This window comes from Gallibacterium salpingitidis (assembly GCF_030517105.1).
Classification (GTDB): Bacteria; Pseudomonadota; Gammaproteobacteria; order Enterobacterales; family Pasteurellaceae; genus Gallibacterium; species Gallibacterium salpingitidis.
Genome location: NZ_CP103875.1, coordinates 1,586,225 through 1,604,027 on the forward strand (window position 1 = coordinate 1,586,225; position 17,803 = coordinate 1,604,027).

Consider the following 17,803-nt stretch of genomic DNA (forward strand, 5'->3'; position numbering starts at 1 on the left):
TATTCTACTCCAAAAGAGGATACTGCCTAAAACAAAATCATCAATATACCTCAATGAAGTGCTAGAGATTATGCAGATAAATCGGTAGAATAGCGTCCGATTTTCACAATACCGCTATGTTCAATAGCATAATTTTCATTATTTCAATCATTTAACTTTCGATAACCACAATGACGCAAAAATTACATATTAAAACTTGGGGTTGCCAAATGAATGAGTACGACTCAGCAAAAATGGCAGACCTTTTAAATAGTACACATGGTTTAGAACTTACTGAAAATGCTGAAGAAGCAGATATTCTATTATTAAATACTTGTTCTATTCGGGAAAAAGCACAAGAAAAAGTATTCCATCAATTAGGACGTTGGAAAGATTTAAAAAAACAAAATCCAGATTTAATTATTGGTGTCGGCGGTTGTGTTGCATCACAAGAAGGTGAACATATTCGCGATCGTGCACCTTATGTTGACATTATTTTTGGGCCGCAAACCTTGCACCGTTTACCTGAAATGGTGAATCAAATTCGTGGTGGTAAAAGCTCTGTTGTGGATGTCAGTTTCCCAGAAATTGAGAAATTTGACCGCTTACCAGAACCTCGTGCTGAAGGCCCAACTGCTTTTGTTTCCATTATGGAAGGTTGTAACAAATATTGTTCTTTCTGCGTTGTACCTTATACTCGCGGAGAAGAAGTTAGCCGCCCAGTAGATGATGTGTTATTTGAAATTGCTCAACTAGCGGAACAAGGCGTACGTGAAGTGAATTTATTAGGGCAAAACGTCAATGCTTATCGTGGCCCAACTCACGACGGCGGTATCTGTTCTTTTGCAGAGTTATTACGTTTAGTCGCGGCTATCGACGGTATCGATCGTTTACGTTTCACTACTTCACACCCTATCGAATTTACCGACGATATTATTGATGTTTATCGTGATACACCTGAACTTGTGAGCTTCTTGCACTTACCGGTACAAAGCGGTTCAGATCGTGTTTTAACAATGATGAAACGTAACCACACTGCATTAGAATATAAAGCGATCATTCGTAAATTACGCGAAGCTCGCCCAAATATTCAAATCAGTTCTGACTTTATTGTTGGTTTCCCGGGTGAAACTGCAGAAGATTTTGAACAAACAATGAATTTAATTGCACAAGTCAATTTTGATATGAGCTTTAGCTTTATCTATTCGCCACGTCCGGGTACGCCGGCAGCTGATATGCCAGATGACGTTACAGAAGAAGAGAAAAAACAACGTCTATATCTGTTACAAGAACGGATTAATCAACAAGCTGCACAATTTAGCCGCCGTATGTTAGGTACTGAACAACGCATTTTGGTGGAAGGTCCATCGAAGAAAGATATTATGGAGCTCACCGGACGCACTGAAAACAACCGTATCGTGAACTTTGTTGGTTCACCAGAGATGATTGGTAAATTTGTTGATGTAAAAATTACCGATGTTTATACCAACTCTTTACGCGGTGAAGTTATTCGTACCGAAGATGAAATGGGCTTACGTGTTCAACAATCGCCGCAAGCAGTAATGCAACGTACTCGTAAAGAAGACGAACTTGGCGTTGGGCATTACCAAGCGAATTAAACTCTCTTTTCCCTACTCAAATTGAGTAGGGAAAATAATTGCTGAAAAAAAGTACATTTCACCAATTAACTACCAAGAACATTTTCACAAGATCGTGTTTTTGTGCTATTTTTACCGTTCGCTTTACTGCGCTTACGCAAAGTGAGTTAAATTTTTACTTCATTAATGATAAGGAAAACAAAATGGGTCTTATTTCTACAGCATATGCAGCAGATGCCGCACCACAAGGTGGTGGTATGCAAATGATCTTTTTATTGGTCATTTTCGGTTTAATTTTCTACTTTATGATTTTCCGCCCACAATCTAAACGTAATAAACAACATCGTGATTTAATGGCTTCATTAGCAAAAGGCGAAGAAGTCTTAACTAGCGGTGGTTTATTAGGAAAAATCACTAAAGTTTCAGCAGAAAGCGATTATGTTGTGATTGCACTTAACGATACTAACGAAGTGACTATCAAAAAAGATTTTATCGTTGCTGTATTACCAAAAGGTTCTATTAAATCACTTTAATTTTTTCATTTTCATAAAGGCATTAAATTGTGTTAAATCGTTATCCTTTATGGAAGAATCTGATGGTGATCTTCGTGGTCGCCATCGGCATTTTATATGCCCTTCCAAATCTTTATGGTGAAGATCCTGCAGTCCAAATTTCTGGTACGCGTGGACAAGTCGCCACCGAACAAACCCTAACAGAAGTTCGTCAAGTAATAGAACAAAATAAGTTATCACTTAAATCTATTGCGTTAGAAAACGGTTCTATTTTGGCTAAATTTAGTAGCACGGACGAACAACTTCTGGCAAAAGATAAGATTTTAGAAAAATTAGGCAATAACTACTCTGTTGCCCTTAACCTCGCCCCAGCAACACCAACTTGGTTAACCGATATTGGTGCTGGCCCAATGAAACTTGGCTTAGACTTACGCGGTGGGGTACGCTTCTTAATGGAAGTTGATCTCAAATCAGTGTTAGTTAAACAACAAGAACAATTACAAGACAGCCTCCGCACAGAATTACGTAAAGAAAAATTCGTTTATAAAGCGATCCAATCCGGCGACAATTATTCAACAGTTATCACACTTGCCGACAATATCTCACCTGACGAAGTAGTGCGTGTTTTAAAACGTAAACATGCGAACTGGGATATTATTAGCAATGGGCAAAACGTTACTCTTACCCTATCTGAAACCGAACTTTCTCGTTTAAGAACCAGTGCAGTTGAACAAAACATCACTATTTTACGTAAACGGGTTAATGAATTAGGTGTTGCAGAACCAGTAGTACAACAACAAGGTGCAGAACGTATTGTGGTTGAATTACCAGGGGTACAAGATACCGCGCGTGCGAAAGAGATCTTAGGCGCTACCGCAACGTTAGAATTCCGTATGGTTAACCAAACTGCTAATGTGGCTGCGGCTGAAAATGGTATGGTGCCATCAGATTCCGAATTACAACACGATCGCAACGGCAGACCGGTGGTAGTGTATCGTAAGACTATTCTAGGTGGTGAACATATTACCGATGCCAACTCTGGTAATGATGAATATGGTCGCCCGCAAGTTAATATCTCATTGGATAGTGAAGGCGGTAACATTATGTCGGAAGCGACAAAAACTGCTATCGGTAAACCAATGGCTACTGTTTATAGTGAATATAAAGACAGTGGTGAAAAAGACGCTAACGGTAAAGCGATTTTAACCAAACACGAAGAAGTGATTAACGTCGCAACTATTCAATCACGCCTTGGTAATACTTTCCGCATTACTGGGATCGACTCACCTGCTGAAGCGCAAAATCTTTCTGTATTGTTACGTTCAGGTGCATTAATCGCGCCAATTCAAATTGTTGAAGAACGTACTATTGGGCCTTCATTAGGTGCACAAAATATCGAACAAGGGTTAAAAGCGAGCGTTTGGGGTCTTGCGATTGTTGTACTCTTTATGTTGGTTTACTACCGTAAATTCGGTTTAATCGCAAATGTTGCCTTAATTGCCAATATTGTGATCCTTGTCGGGGTAATGTCATTGATTCCGGGAACAACCTTATCGATGCCAGGGATCGCCGGTATCGTATTATCGGTTGGGATGTCCGTCGATGCCAACGTACTGATATTCGAGCGGATCAAAGAAGAACTGCGTAATGGTCGCAGCGTGCAACAAGCGATTAATGAAGGATATAGCGGTGCATTCTCAAGTATTTTCGATGCAAACTTAACCACTATTCTCACCGCGGTTATTTTATATGCAGCAGGTTCAGGTCCGGTAAAAGGTTTCGCCATCACTTTATCTCTTGGTGTTGCCATTTCGATGTTTACCGCAATTACTGGTACACGTGCCATTGTAAACTTCCTCTACGGTGGTAAACGAATCAGTAAATTATCGATTTAGAGATGGAATCAATTAGAATGAAAAATGCAACAAATGTAGATAATCAAGTAGAAACTCTGAATGATATCAAGCTACCTTATAAGCTAATTCATTTTATGCGTTACCGCTTAATTGGATATGGCTTTTCATTGTTGGTAGTTTTAATTTCATTGTTTTTTATTGTGACCAAAGGCTTTAACTGGGGGCTTGATTTTACCGGTGGTACCGTTATTGATACCACTTTCTCACAACCAGCCGATCTACCTAAGCTACGTCAAGTATTGGCGGAAAATGGTTTAGAAAGTGCTGTAGTACAAGCTTCTGGCGGCGTTCGTGATGTAATGGTTCGCGTACCAGCATCATTTAATGATCCGAACTTAGGGAATCATATCAAAACAATCCTCAGCGATAATATTGATAAAAACGTAAATATTCGCAGTATTGAATTCGTAGGACCAAACGTTGGTGAAGAACTTACCACCTCTGCGATTTATGCAACTTTACTCACTTTAGCGATGTTATTGGTTTATGTCGGTTTTCGTTTTGAATGGCGTTTGGCGCTTGGTGGGATTCTTGCGCTTGCACACGATGTTATCGTTACCTTAGGCGTATTCTCTATGCTGCAAGTAGAAATCGATTTAACTTTCGTTGCGGCAATATTGTCGGTTATCGGTTACTCATTAAACGATAGTATCGTGGTATTCGACCGCGTACGTGAAAACTTCCGCAAAATTCGTCGTGCTTCAACCATTGAAATTATTAATATTTCATTAAGCCAAACTTTATCAAGAACCTTGATGACTTCTATCACCACTTTGATCGTGGTAGTAGCGTTATTGCTATTCGGTGGTCCAACTATCCACAGTTTCTCATTAGCGTTATTAATTGGGATTGGGTTTGGTACTTATTCATCCATTTATATCGCGATTGCCCTTGCCTTCAATTTTGGTCTAAAACGGGAACATATGTTACCGCCAAAAGTGGACAAAGAAGGCGCAGATCAAGAAGCATTATTACCATAAAAAAATTATCAGCCGTACTACAATGTACGGCTGATATCATTTTTACTGATACTTTTATATAATAGCTACAATTTTTCTCCTCAAAGGAATACAAATATGCCTCAAAAAAAGATGATGAAATCACTCGATGCAATTGATCTCAAAATTCTGAATGAACTACAACACAACGGCAAAATTTCTAATATCGAATTATCAAAACGCGTTGGTCTATCCCCAACACCTTGTTTAGAACGGGTAAAACGCTTAGAAAAGCAAGGTATTATTATGGGCTATCGTGCCTTACTTAATCCTGAATTATTAGATTCTCCACTCTTAGTCATTGTTGAAATTACATTAGTGCGTGGTAAACCAGACGTATTTGAAGAATTTAACCGTGCGGTACAAGACTTAGATGAAATCCAAGAGTGTCATCTAGTTTCAGGGGATTTTGATTACTTATTAAAAACCCGTGTTGCCGATATGGCTGCCTACCGTAAATTGCTCGGCACTACATTATTACGTTTACCTGGGGTAAATGATACCCGCACTTATGTAGTAATGGAAGAAGTGAAACAAACCAATTATTTGTTATTAAAATAAATTTTCTTTTACTCTGCCCACAAAAGTTCAACACTAGAACTTATTGATTGATGGGCAGAGGATAAGACAATATTTTTTATTTAGTCAATCTATGACTATCTTCAATTAATGGCACTAACTCATCTAACTGTTCAATCATTGCCAAATCAATACTAATCCAATGCTCTTTATTCATATGATAAGCGGGATAATAACCTTTTTGCTGCCTAAGCACGTCAATAAACTGCGGCTCTAACTTTAGGTTCAAAATATTTAACACTTCATCACTTGCCAACCCTAATTTTTTTGCCGAAACTGGCATAAACAACGCAAACCATTTACGACTACGATAATGGCGAAAAACGGCATAATCAGGGTGTTTAGCAAAAAGGGTTTCTGGTTTGGTTTGATAGCGATCTTGCAGATAGTCAAAGAGTATTTGAGATTTAACCATATTTATAACCTAAATAAATTCAATATACCTAATGTATTCCTTTACACGCCATTTGTCTAACCCAGCTTGAGTTGCTATCATAGCAGCTCAAATTGGTGTCTAAAAATTGCAGAAAAATACACAAAAACAATGATTAATAAAATTAAGAATATCAAACTCAATAACCTCAATTTATCGCAATTCAAACAAGTTGAAATAAAGAAAGAGTACCTTAGTTCAAACCTCTATTTATTTAATTTAGGGTTATTCCTGTTAGCTTGTTTTGGTCTGTATTTATTGGTCGCTTGGACCTCTTATCATCCGGCGGATAACGCTTGGACCATCGCCAGTAACCAAACTGTGGTAATGAATAAAGCGGGTGTTGTTGGCGCTTGGTTAATTGATATTCTGTTTGCATTATTTGGTTCAGTGGGCAATTTAATTCCTTTTTTGGTATTTTTAATTCCACTCTATCTATTACGTTATCACCCCATTACCGAATTTAAATGCGGTACGTTTTTAGTGCATACCTTTGGATTTTTACTGTTTTTAAGTAGCCTGACGACTTTTGCTTCACTGTATTTACCTAATAGTCCTTATCACCTCGCTGGCGGCGTAATTGGTGCCATGATTACCCATTACACATTGCCTTTAATCGGCATTTGGTTGTTATCATTAATTGCGTTGGTTGCTATGGTTAGCGGTTTTATTTTGTCTGCTGGCACTTCTTTTATCAAAGTTTTCCCACGTTTTTACCATTGGTTAATGGCGAATGACGAACCGAAAACAACAGAAGAGGATAAATCTGAAGCAACCGAAAAATCGTTGGCAGATTATGAGCAAATTGAATTGCCATTACCAAAACATTTACATAAAGAGCAAGAACAAGCGGAACAAAACAGCAATACTTTCTCACATATACAACAAGATCAATTTGTTAATCCAACAATCTTTGGTTTAATGCCTGCAACAGCCGAACAAAACACCACCATTGATGGTCATTTGACAACTGATACTACTGAATTAACTCCATCAATTAGCAATAATAACGATACAACATTGAACGACAATACAGAAAAAGCAGAAGATAAATTTGAGTTCCCTGTATTTGATACCAATGAGATCACTGAGTTACCAACAGTATCTTTATCAACTAACAGTAACGTTACAACTGTTGCCGAAGAAACTACTGTACTTAGTCAACCAGATACTTGGCAGCAATCATTAGCCGCTGTAATGCCAAGCGTAAATTTAAAACCAACGGCAACCAATAGTTCTGTTGTACAAAATGCGGATGATGACGAAGAAGAGCATGAAGATTTCGATCGCTTGCGCCAAGAATTTTTAGCAATGCAGCAACAAAAAGAACAAGAAATGGTGAGCCGTGCTAAAGCGTTAAATCAGGAAAGTACTTTAGATACATTATTAACAAAACCAGCAGAAGAAGATCATTCAGATCAAAATACAACACCAAACTATAAACCTTATCCGAATACATTGGTACATCCGCTGTTACAACCTGATCCTATTGCTGTCGTAAAACCGACTACGCCATTGCCTAGCCTTGATTTATTAAATGAAGGCAAGCCAATGACCACTGATATTACCGAAGCGGAAATTCAAGAAACTTCACGTCGCATCGAACAGCAGCTACGCAATTTTGGCGTTAAAGCGACAGTGCGTAATGTTACTATTGGCCCTGTTGTGACTCGTTATGAAATTGAATTACAGCCAGGAACAAAAGCCTCCAAAGTGACCAGCATTGACACCGACTTAGCTCGTGCTTTGATGTTCCGTTCTATTCGTATTGCGGAAGTCATTCCGGGTAAACCTTATATTGGTATTGAAACGCCAAACGATCGTCGTCATAGTGTGTTATTGCGTGAGGTATTAAGCAGTAATGAATTCCGTCAAGCAAAATCACCGCTCTCAATGGCATTAGGGAAAGACATTAGCGGTAAAACTGTCGTTGTTGATCTAGCCAAAATGCCACATTTATTAGTTGCTGGTTCTACTGGTTCAGGTAAATCGGTCGGTGTTAATGCCATGATTTTGAGTTTGTTATTTAAGGTTAAACCTGATGAAGTGAAATTTATTATGATCGATCCGAAACAGGTTGAACTTTCAATGTATAACGATATCCCACATCTTCTAACTAACGTAGTGACTGATATGAATAAAGCAGCAAACGCATTGCGTTGGTGTGTCGATGAAATGGAACGTCGTTATCAGTTATTAACTGCATTGCATGTACGTAATATTGAAGGTTTTAATAGCAAAATTAACCAAGCGACAGCAATGCAATTACCGATTCCAAATCCAATTTGGCGTCCGGGCGATACGATGGATGCAATGCCGCCAGCATTAGAAAAATTGCCGTATATTGTGGTAGTTGTCGATGAATTTGCTGATTTGATGATGATCGTTGGTAAACAAGTTGAAGAGTTAATTGCACGTCTAGCGCAAAAAGCTCGTGCTATCGGTATTCATTTGATTTTGGCTACACAACGCCCTTCCGTAGATGTTATCACTGGTTTAATTAAAGCGAATATTCCAAGCCGGATTGCCTTTACTGTTGCTAGTAAAATTGATTCACGGACAATTCTCGATCAATCTGGTGCAGAAGCGTTATTGGGTAAAGGAGATATGCTCTATTCTGGACAAGGTGATCTAGTTCGGGTACATGGTGCGTATATGACCGATGATGAAGTGGTGCGTGTTGCTAGCGATTGGCGCGCTAGAGGCAAACCAAATTATGTAGCGGAAATTGTAGAAAATAATGAGGAAAATGACGATACAAATAACAATGATAGCAACGGTGACTTAGATGAAAAATTTGATGAAGCGGTGGATATTGTCTTAAGTAGTGGTAATACTTCTGCTTCATTCCTACAACGTCGTTTAGGTTTAGGTTTCCCACGTGCAGCAAGAATTTTAGATCAGATGGAACAACAAGGGATTCTTTCTACACCAACTAATAGTAAACGTGAAATCCTCGCCCCAAGAAATAATTATTAAAAGGAGAATGTATGAAAAAATTACTGATGTTATTGATGAGCGTTGGTTTGCTTTTTACCAGCAATGCGATGGCTGATGCTAAAGCTGAATTACAACAACGTTTAAGTCATATCAGTTCGCTTAGCAGTAGTTTCCAGCAACGTGTTTCTGATGCTAATGGAAAAATAATACAACAAGGTGAAGGCACATTGCAGATCAAACATCCTAACCTATTTAAGATGAAGATCACTGCTCCGCAAGAAAGTGAAATGATTTCTGATGGTAAAACATTATGGTTCTATGATCCTTTTGTCGAACAAGCAACCGCCAATTGGGTAAGCGAAGCTGTGAATAATACGCCTTTTGTATTACTTACCAGTAATGATCAAAGCCATTGGGCGCATTATCAAGTACAACAAAAAGATGATGTTTTCACTTTAACGCCACGCAACGGCAAAAGTAATATTAAGCAATTTACTATCAAAATTAATGCTGATGGCTTACTAAACAGCTTCAGTACCATTGAGACAGATGGGCAAGCGAACTTATATATTCTACGTAATATCAACACTGCTGAATTACCTAACTCGTTATTCAAATTCACCTTACCAAAAGGGGCTGAATTAGACGATCAACGTAAGAAATAGTGGATTTATGGATAATCTCGATCTTAATTTTGCTGATGATGAATTCCGCCCTTTAGCCGCTAGAATGCGTCCTACAACGCTGGATAACTATTTTGGGCAAACACATCTATTAGGCAAAGGTAAACCGTTACGTAAAGCGATTGAAGCGGGTCACGCTCACTCAATGATTTTTTGGGGACCACCCGGAACCGGTAAAACTACTCTGGTGCAAATTATTGCTCATCGTCTAAATGCCAAAGTAGAATATCTTTCCGCTGTTACTAGTGGTGTGAAAGATATTCGTGAAGCAATTGAACGCGCCAAACAGAATCAATTTGCCAGTCAGCAAACATTACTGTTTGTTGATGAAGTACATCGTTTTAATAAATCGCAGCAAGATGCGTTTTTACCTTACATTGAAGATGGCACCATTATTTTTATTGGTGCGACCACTGAAAATCCTTCCTTTGAATTAAATAGTGCATTGTTATCGCGTGCTCGTGTTTATCTGTTGAAATCCTTGTCAGTTGAAGAAATTGTTGAGGTATTACAACGAGCTATTTCTGATCCTAAACAAGGATATGGCAATAGCAAACTACAACTGGAAGAAGGGCTATTAACAACGTTAGCTGAATATGTGAATGGTGATGCTCGTTTAGCCTTAAATTGCCTAGAAATGATGGTAGATATGGCTGATGATACCCCACAAGGCAAACAATTAACGCAAAAATTAATGGTGGATATTTTAGGTGAACGCCAAGCTCGTTTCGATAAACAAGGCGATCGTTATTATGATTTGATTTCTGCATTGCATAAATCGGTACGCGGATCTTCACCAGACGCTGCACTCTATTGGTATGCACGTATTATTACCGCAGGCGGTGATCCTTTGTATGTTGCACGACGCTTATTAGCCATTGCTTCAGAAGATATTGGTAATGCTGATACTAGAGCAATGGATGTCGCTTTAAATGCGTGGGATTGTTATACCAGAGTGGGTGCAGCAGAAGGCGAACGTGCAATTGCTCAAGCAATTGTTTATCTCGCCGCTGCGCCAAAGAGTAATGCAGTTTATTTAGCATTTAAACAGGCAAAACAACTCGCCACAGAGTATCCAGATTTTGATGTGCCGATTCATTTGCGTAATGCACCAACACAATTAATGAAAAACTTGGGCGTTGGTAAAAATTATCGTTATGCTCACGATGAGCCAAATGCTTACGCTGCTGGAGAAAACTATTTTCCAGAGTCATTGAAAGGTACTCGTCTTTACTTCCCTAATGAACGAGGAATGGAGATCAAAATTAAGCAGAAATTGGATTGGTTAGCACAATTGGATTTAGCTGCTACACAAAAAGAGAAATAGAAAAAACGCACTCGAAAGTGCGTTTTTTATTATGGTTATAAGAGAAATTTATTAATGAATTAAATTAACACTTGATTGGTCGCCAAGTAACCTTGTGTTGCTTTTTCTTTTTCGTCGAAAGAAACAAGTTCCCAAGCTTCTTGATCAGCCAATACTGCACGAATTAATTTATTATTGAGATCATGTCCTGATTTATAGGCAGTAAATTCACCGATAATATTGTGTCCTGCCATATAAAGATCACCAATCGCATCAAGCAATTTATGACGAACGAGCTCATCTTTAAAACGTAAACCTTCTTCATTCAAGATGCGGTAATCGTCTAACACGATCGCATTATCTAAACTACCACCTAATGCAAGGCCATGAGATTGTAGATATTCAATATCACGCATAAAACCGAAAGTCCTTGCGCGGCTAATTTGCTGAATAAAGGCTTTGGTTGAAAAATCTAATTGATAATGTGCCACATCATTGCTAATCGCAGGATGTTTGAAATTAATGGTGAAATCTAATTTAAAACCATTATATGGTTTAAATTCCGCCCATTTATCGCCATCTTCAACACGAATATTTTTCTTAATACGGATAAACTTCTTCGCTGCTTCTTGTTCTTCAATGCCAGCATCTAACAATAAATAAACGAATGGACTTGCACTACCATCCATAATTGGAATTTCCGGTGCATCCACTTCGATAATAATATTGTCAATACCAAGTCCAGCTAATGCTGAATTTAGGTGCTCAACAGTTGAAATACGCACACCGTCATCATTGATCATGCAAGTACAAAGTGTTGTATCGCGGATCAAATGAGGATCAGCTGCGAATGAAACGACTTCTGGTAAATCTGTACGACAATAGATTACCCCTGTATTCACTGGTGCAGGACGTAAGGTAAGGGTTACTTTCTTACCACTATGTAGTCCAATACCTGTGACTTTCACACTTTGTTTTAACGTTCTTTGTTTAATCATAATTACTCCAGTTATCAATGAGTTATAGTTCATTGAAACTTTTCATTGTTAAATTAATTTGCGTTTTCACGCAAGAATGTTGGCAAGTCAAATAATTTTGCCTCATCTAATGCAGTTTTCTTCACTGCATTACCACTAGTTGCAGTTCCTGCTGAATTTTCTGATTTAAATTGTTCAGCACGAGTTGTGTCACCTAATGGTGGTAATTTATAACCGCCGAAAGCGTTTTTATCTTGTGCTTGTGTGTTATTTGCAACAATTTCAATACGTGGTTCACCACTGACATTACGACCACCAATTCCTGTCGCAACGATAGTAACACGTAATTCATTTTCCGGTAATTCCGGATTCACACTGGTACCGATAACCACAGTAGCATCTTCCGCAGCAAACGCATGAATAGTTTCACCAACCGCTTCAAATTCGCCCATTGCAAAATTGAAACCACTTGTGGTGATATTAACTAATACACCTTTCGCACCAGAAATATCAATATCTTCCAATAATGGACTAGCAATCGCATCTTGTGCCGCTTTTTCTGCACGACCATCACCTACTTCACCAGAAGCAATACCAGTTCCCATCATCGCATAACCCATTTCTGACATTACAGTTTTCACGTCAGCAAAGTCCACATTGATTAAACCCGGTGAAGTAATAATATCTGAAATACCACGTACTGCATTACGTAATACATCATTCGCTGCTGCTAAAGCATCAAGGAAAGAGATATTTTTACCTAATACTTTTAATAATTTATCATTCGGAATAGTAATTAGAGAGTCCACATATTTAGCCAATTCTTGGATACCAGCTTCAGCAAATTGCATACGCTTTTTACCCTCGAATTTGAATGGTTTAGTCACAACAGCAACAGTGAGAATACCTAACTCTTTCGCTACTTCGGCAATAATCGGCGCAGCACCAGTTCCGGTACCACCACCCATACCAGCAGCAATAAACACCATATCCGCACCTTCTAACATATTACGTAATGCTTCACGATCTTCTTCTGCTGCTTGACGACCAACTTCCGGTTTTGCACCAGCACCAAGTCCTTTAGTAATTTCAGCACCAATTTGAATGGTCTGTTGAGCCAAACTTTTACGTAGCGCTTGTGCATCAGTATTTACTGAAAAGAACTCAACTCCTTTGAATTCGTCCTGAACCATGTGGTTTAATGCGTTACCACCACCGCCACCAACGCCGATGACTTTGATAACCGCATCTTGGACTATTTCATCAATAGGCTCAAATAACATATTTGCTCTCTCTTATATAACCATTAAAAATATCATGACATTCTGTTTATTGTATGCCAAAAACCGAGAATATCAAAATTCAGACTTCACTTTATCTAAAAATTTTTTAAATAAACTGCCAATTTTGTTTGTTTTTGATAATTCTCCTGTCATTCCTTTGATTTGTGGCTGTACACCTGAAGATTGATGATAGGTATATTGTAATAAACCTAACACCGTTGCATATTGCGGTTTATCCACATAATCTGTCAATCCTGTGATATTGAGCGGTGTACCAATTTTCACTTGAACTTGTTGCCCAAACACTTCCGTTGCGCACTCTAACATACCATCAATCAATGAACCACCACCAGTCAAAACGATACCGGCAATCAATTCAGAAGAGACATTTTTCTCTTTTAATTGTCTTTTCAGTTGGTGCAACTCTTTATCGACCAAGGTTAATAATTCTTTATAACGCGCTGAAGTAATAATTGATAAGGATTCTTTCGTTAATACTCTTGATGGACGACCGCCAATTCCCGGCACTTCAATCACTCTTTCCGCAGAATTACGTTTCTCTGGATTTGATAGTAACACCGCACTACCGTAATTCACTTTAATGTTTTCCGCATTTGTTCTTGAAGTAAAAATACCTTGCGCCACGTCATCAGTAACACGATTTCCTGCATAAGGAATCACTTTGCTATAACGTAATGAACCATCGGTAAACACCAAAATATCCATAGTGCCCGCGCCGATATCAATTAAACAAACACCAAGTTCTTTTTCTTCTTCACTTAATACTGAATAACTTGACGCTAATCCAGAAAAGACAATTTCATCTACTTTTAAGCCGCTGCGCTCAACAGCTTTACGTAAATTGATTAGCCAATCTTGATGACACGCAATTAAATGTGCTTGTGCAGTTAATCGAACTCCCTGCAATCCTAATGGATTTTTAATATTGGTTTGTTGATCAACAGAATATTCTTGCGGAATAGCGTGTAATAAAGTTAAACCATCGCCCACTTTAACAGAACTCGCAATGTGCATAGCATCATCAATATCTGATTGTGTGACTTCACCAGATAATGCAACAAAACCACTCTCATTTAGGCTTTGGATATGTTCGCCAGTAATTGCTAAGGTAACGCGTGCAATTAATTTTAAATCTGCGACTGATTCTGCGGCTTCAATTGCTCGTCGAATAGAGTTCACCACAGCTTCTAAATCCGTAATACTTCCTTTATCAATTCCCTTTGATGGACAACTTCCCACACCAATGACATTTACTACACCATCAGGTAATAATTCACCAACAACTGCAATAACTTTTGATGTGCCTATTTCCAATCCGACAATTATTTGTGGTTCATCAATTTTAGCCATAATTATTATTCACTTTTATTTTGTGTGTTTTCTGTATTTTGTGGGGCATCAGCAAAACTTACTGCCGCTCCAGTATTATATCGCAAATCAATATAAGCAATTTTCTTATTCTCTGGGATTTCAATTTGTGGATAAATCGTCAAAAAGCGATCAATTTTATCTTTCCACTCACCGCGCCCTAATTTCAATATAATATCATTAGATAAGGTTACGTTCCACGAACCTCTATCATCAATTGTCACAAATTTTAACGTTATATTTTTGCCTTGCAGAATTTTACTTAAATCATACCAAGTTTTAAGGACTGTCACGCCCTGAAAATCAGGTCCTGATAAATGCGGTAAATTATCATCATTAATCTTCCCTTTTGGTAAACTAAAAATCGTACCATCGGAAGTTAAATAATTTACATCATTCCATTTTGCAGCAGGAATATATTCTGTCACACTAATATTTAATTGTGCTGGCCAGATTTTGCGAATCGAGATTGACTTAATCCAGGAGAGCGATTCGAACATCTTCTCAATTGATTCAACATCTTGTCCAAAATAACCTCTTAACCCTTGATGACTATCAGCATATTTTTTCAACATCTCACGTACATCATCATTTGTGGTAAATAAAGGATTTCCCTTTAAGTTAAATGAATGAATTGGTGACGGATCGAGCTTTTCTAAAAACTCCATACGGTGAGAATAGCCATAATAGGCTATTCCCGCGATCACAATATACAAAATCAGTCTTAGCCAACCTTTCAAACTAATGAAAGGTTCACTCTTCTCTGTTTTACCGTAATAGGAAACAGAAGAGCGGCTATAATTGGTGCGAGAGGCGTATTTTGTACGGTTTCTCATTCAGCACTCAACTCCAAAATTTTAACCACTAGTTGTGAAAAACTATAACCTACAACCTTAGCTGCCATTGGGAATAAACTATGGCTAGTCATACCCGGATTAGTATTCACTTCAACTAATCTAAATTGTCCTTCGGCATCAGTCATCACATCAATACGGCTCCAGCCACGACAGCCAACAATATCATAAGCTTGTTTCACTAACTGACGTAGTTCATTTTCTCTTGCATCACTTAAACCTGATGGGCAGAAATATTGAGTTTTATCCGAAATATATTTTGCTTCGTAATCGTAAAACTCACCTTCTGGTTTAATTAAAATTGAAGGTAACACTTCACCATCTAACACTGGCACTGAGAATTCTTCACCTGCTAACCACTCTTCGATTAATACAGTGTCATCGTGTGTCAGCGCTAAATCAACCGCTGCAGCTAACTCTTCAACTTTTTTTACTTTAGTTAAACCAACGCTTGAACCTTCTAGTGATGGTTTTACCATCAATGGTAAACCTAATTTATCAACAATCGCTTGTGCATTTAATGCAGCTCGAGTTTCACGAGTCACAATTTCCATGTCGGCAACTGGCAAACCAACTGCTTTCCACAACAACTTAGTACGCATCTTGTCCATAGTTAAGGCTGATGCCATCACCCCACAACCTGTATAAGGAATACCAAGTTGTTCTAGTAAACCTTGCAAAGAACCATCTTCTCCGCCTCGTCCATGCAAAATATTAAAGACACGCTCAAACCCTTGTTTTTTTAGTTCTTCTACTGGGAAAGTTTGTGGATCAACCGGATGTGCATTAAATCCTTCGGAACGCAAGGCTTCTAATACTGCAGCACCAGAAACTAATGACACTTCACGTTCTGCAGAGTTACCACCTAATAATACGGCGATCTTTTGTTGTTTTAGTTGTTGAATGTCCATTTATTTGCTCCATAACTCAACAAGATGACGAGATAACTTACTTACGCTTCCAGCACCTTGAGCCAAAATTAAATCACCATCTTGTAGGACTTGATCCATAATCTCTGGTAATTGTGCAGGATCAGCAAGGAAAATTGGGTCAATTTTACCTAAATTACGAATAGAACGACATAAAGAACGGCTATCTGCTCCAGTGATTGGCGCTTCACCAGCCGGATAAACATCTAACATAATTAAGACATCGACTTGCGATAACACTTGTACAAAATCATCAAATAAATCGCGAGTACGGCTATAACGATGCGGTTGGAAAATCATCACGATACGTTTATTTTCCCAACCTTGACGAGCTGCCTGAATGGTAACATTCACTTCTGTTGGGTGATGACCATAATCATCAATCAACATCACTTTACCATTTGGACGAATAAAAGAGCCTAATTGGTCAAAACGTCTGCCAGCACCTTGGAAATCAGCTAACGCCGCCAAAATCGCTTCATTACTAATACCTTCTTCTTTTGCCACCACCAAAGCTGCAGTTGCATTTAATGCGTTATGACGTCCTGGTACATTTAACAATACTTCAATCTTTTCACCATTTGGACAAATCACAGTGTAATGCCCTTGGAAGCCGGTTTGGCTATAGTTCTCAATACGATAGTCCGCATGTTCACTAAAGCCATAAGTAATCACTTGGCGTCCAACTTTAGCAGTTAAAGTTTGCAACACTGGATCATCAGCGCACAATACAGCTAATCCATAAAATGGCAAATTATGTAAGAAATTAATATAGGTTTGTTTCATTTCTTCAAAATCGCCATGATAGGTATCCATATGGTCTGGTTCAATATTAGTCACTACCGAAACCATTGGTTGTAAATGCAAGAAAGAGGCATCACTTTCATCTGCTTCCGCAATTAAATAACGGCTTAAACCAAGATGAGCATTGGTGCCTGCTGACTTCACCAATCCTCCATTAACAAATGTAGGATCCAATTTTGCTTGTGCATAAATCATTGCAATCATCGCAGTTGTTGTGGTTTTACCATGTGTACCAGCCACTGCAATGCCATGACGGAAACGCATAATTTCTGCCAACATTTGTGCACGCTGAATAACTGGAATACGCGCTTCACGCGCTGCTGCTACTTCTGGATTATCAGGTTTAATCGCGCTTGATACCACCACTACACTCGCACCTGAAATATTGGTTGCTGCATGTTGTAAAAAGATTTTTGCGCCTAAACTTGCCAACCGCAATGTCACTGCATTCTCTTGAATATCCGATCCAGTAATATGGTAACCTTCATTCAGTAACACTTCTGCAATACCACCCATACCAGCACCGCCAATACCAACAAAATGAATCTGTTTGACGCGACGCATCTCTGGGATCACCATACGCACTTGATGTTGAAAATTTTCTCTAATTTTATCGTCCATGT

Annotated in this window: 15 protein-coding genes; 8 read left to right on the top strand and 7 right to left on the bottom strand. The window is 38.5% G+C overall.

Annotation, left to right across the window (positions count from 1 at the left end):
- Positions 1-170: 170 nt before the first annotated feature.
- The 5 genes from miaB to lrp all read left to right on the top strand — a co-directional run bounded on the left by miaB (position 171) and on the right by lrp (position 5,564).
- Positions 171-1,598 (top strand): tRNA (N6-isopentenyl adenosine(37)-C2)-methylthiotransferase MiaB, encoded by a 1,428-nt coding sequence (miaB, locus tag NYR30_RS07705; protein ID WP_302500399.1) that lies wholly within the window; start codon positions 171-173, stop codon positions 1,596-1,598.
- A 182-nt stretch (positions 1,599-1,780) separates the two neighbouring features.
- Positions 1,781-2,110, top strand: coding sequence for a preprotein translocase subunit YajC (gene yajC / locus NYR30_RS07710; RefSeq protein ID WP_065235001.1), 330 nt, complete (start codon positions 1,781-1,783; stop codon positions 2,108-2,110).
- Positions 2,111-2,139: 29 nt separating this feature from the next.
- Positions 2,140-3,984 carry a protein translocase subunit SecD gene (secD, locus tag NYR30_RS07715; protein ID WP_302500400.1) on the top strand — a complete coding sequence of 615 codons (1,845 nt, stop codon included), beginning with the start codon at positions 2,140-2,142 and terminating at the stop codon, positions 3,982-3,984.
- 17 nt (positions 3,985-4,001) lie between these two features.
- Positions 4,002-4,985 (top strand): protein translocase subunit SecF, encoded by a 984-nt coding sequence (secF, locus tag NYR30_RS07720; protein WP_066421300.1) that lies wholly within the window; start codon positions 4,002-4,004, stop codon positions 4,983-4,985.
- 96 nt (positions 4,986-5,081) lie between these two features.
- Positions 5,082-5,564 carry a leucine-responsive transcriptional regulator Lrp gene (lrp, locus tag NYR30_RS07725; RefSeq protein ID WP_066421303.1) on the top strand — a complete coding sequence of 161 codons (483 nt, stop codon included), beginning with the start codon at positions 5,082-5,084 and terminating at the stop codon, positions 5,562-5,564.
- A 76-nt stretch (positions 5,565-5,640) separates the two neighbouring features.
- Here lrp and NYR30_RS07730 read toward each other — a convergent pair whose 3' ends face one another.
- Positions 5,641-5,997, bottom strand: a complete 357-nt coding sequence (locus NYR30_RS07730) for an MmcQ/YjbR family DNA-binding protein (protein WP_302500401.1) — start codon at positions 5,995-5,997, stop codon at positions 5,641-5,643.
- A gap of 129 nt (positions 5,998-6,126) precedes the next feature.
- Between NYR30_RS07730 and NYR30_RS07735 the strand changes: the two genes are divergently transcribed.
- The 3 genes from NYR30_RS07735 to NYR30_RS07745 are packed head-to-tail and all read left to right on the top strand — an operon-like array spanning position 6,127 to position 10,965.
- Entirely contained in the window at positions 6,127-8,994 is a 2,868-nt protein-coding gene (locus NYR30_RS07735) for a DNA translocase FtsK (protein ID WP_302500402.1), read from the top strand.
- An 11-nt stretch (positions 8,995-9,005) separates the two neighbouring features.
- Positions 9,006-9,620, top strand: a complete 615-nt coding sequence (lolA, locus tag NYR30_RS07740; protein ID WP_302500403.1) for an outer membrane lipoprotein periplasmic chaperone LolA — start codon at positions 9,006-9,008, stop codon at positions 9,618-9,620.
- A 7-nt stretch (positions 9,621-9,627) separates the two neighbouring features.
- Positions 9,628-10,965: a replication-associated recombination protein A gene (locus tag NYR30_RS07745; RefSeq protein ID WP_302500404.1), complete on the top strand. Its 1,338-nt coding sequence runs from the start codon at positions 9,628-9,630 to the stop codon at positions 10,963-10,965.
- 59 nt (positions 10,966-11,024) lie between these two features.
- On the opposite strand, the gene lpxC is transcribed toward NYR30_RS07745, so the two are convergent.
- The 6 genes from lpxC to murC form a co-directional block, all read right to left on the bottom strand.
- Positions 11,025-11,942 carry a UDP-3-O-acyl-N-acetylglucosamine deacetylase gene (gene lpxC, locus NYR30_RS07750; RefSeq protein ID WP_066110007.1) on the bottom strand — a complete coding sequence of 306 codons (918 nt, stop codon included), beginning with the start codon at positions 11,940-11,942 and terminating at the stop codon, positions 11,025-11,027.
- A 53-nt stretch (positions 11,943-11,995) separates the two neighbouring features.
- Complete coding sequence (gene ftsZ / locus NYR30_RS07755; protein WP_066110010.1) at positions 11,996-13,204, bottom strand: cell division protein FtsZ; 1,209 nt, start codon at positions 13,202-13,204, stop codon at positions 11,996-11,998.
- A gap of 72 nt (positions 13,205-13,276) precedes the next feature.
- Entirely contained in the window at positions 13,277-14,575 is a 1,299-nt protein-coding gene (gene ftsA, locus NYR30_RS07760; RefSeq protein WP_066110013.1) for a cell division protein FtsA, read from the bottom strand.
- Positions 14,576-14,580: 5 nt separating this feature from the next.
- On the bottom strand, positions 14,581-15,429 hold the full coding sequence (locus NYR30_RS07765) for a cell division protein FtsQ/DivIB (RefSeq protein WP_066111806.1): 849 nt from the start codon (positions 15,427-15,429) through the stop codon (positions 14,581-14,583).
- A complete protein-coding gene (locus NYR30_RS07770; protein ID WP_066111805.1) occupies positions 15,426-16,358 on the bottom strand; it encodes a D-alanine--D-alanine ligase in 933 nt (310 codons plus the stop codon). The genes NYR30_RS07765 and NYR30_RS07770 overlap by 4 nt, the downstream gene beginning before the upstream one ends.
- Entirely contained in the window at positions 16,359-17,801 is a 1,443-nt protein-coding gene (gene murC / locus NYR30_RS07775; RefSeq protein WP_066110021.1) for a UDP-N-acetylmuramate--L-alanine ligase, read from the bottom strand.
- Positions 17,802-17,803 lie beyond the last annotated feature (2 nt).

What these genes read in the sequence shown, in the direction of transcription:
- miaB (WP_302500399.1), top strand. Translation starts at nt 171, where the DNA reads ATGACGCAAAAATTACATATTAAAACTTGGGGTTGCCAAATGAATGAG.
- yajC (WP_065235001.1), top strand. Translation starts at nt 1,781, where the DNA reads ATGGGTCTTATTTCTACAGCATATGCAGCAGATGCCGCACCACAAGGT.
- secF (WP_066421300.1), top strand. Translation starts at nt 4,002, where the DNA reads ATGAAAAATGCAACAAATGTAGATAATCAAGTAGAAACTCTGAATGAT.
- lrp (WP_066421303.1), top strand. Translation starts at nt 5,082, where the DNA reads ATGCCTCAAAAAAAGATGATGAAATCACTCGATGCAATTGATCTCAAA.
- NYR30_RS07730 (WP_302500401.1), bottom strand. Translation starts at nt 5,997, where the DNA reads ATGGTTAAATCTCAAATACTCTTTGACTATCTGCAAGATCGCTATCAA.
- NYR30_RS07735 (WP_302500402.1), top strand. Translation starts at nt 6,127, where the DNA reads ATGATTAATAAAATTAAGAATATCAAACTCAATAACCTCAATTTATCG.
- lolA (WP_302500403.1), top strand. Translation starts at nt 9,006, where the DNA reads ATGAAAAAATTACTGATGTTATTGATGAGCGTTGGTTTGCTTTTTACC.
- NYR30_RS07745 (WP_302500404.1), top strand. Translation starts at nt 9,628, where the DNA reads ATGGATAATCTCGATCTTAATTTTGCTGATGATGAATTCCGCCCTTTA.
- lpxC (WP_066110007.1), bottom strand. Translation starts at nt 11,942, where the DNA reads ATGATTAAACAAAGAACGTTAAAACAAAGTGTGAAAGTCACAGGTATT.
- ftsZ (WP_066110010.1), bottom strand. Translation starts at nt 13,204, where the DNA reads ATGTTATTTGAGCCTATTGATGAAATAGTCCAAGATGCGGTTATCAAA.
- ftsA (WP_066110013.1), bottom strand. Translation starts at nt 14,575, where the DNA reads ATGGCTAAAATTGATGAACCACAAATAATTGTCGGATTGGAAATAGGC.
- NYR30_RS07765 (WP_066111806.1), bottom strand. Translation starts at nt 15,429, where the DNA reads ATGAGAAACCGTACAAAATACGCCTCTCGCACCAATTATAGCCGCTCT.
- NYR30_RS07770 (WP_066111805.1), bottom strand. Translation starts at nt 16,358, where the DNA reads ATGGACATTCAACAACTAAAACAACAAAAGATCGCCGTATTATTAGGT.
- murC (WP_066110021.1), bottom strand. Translation starts at nt 17,801, where the DNA reads ATGGACGATAAAATTAGAGAAAATTTTCAACATCAAGTGCGTATGGTG.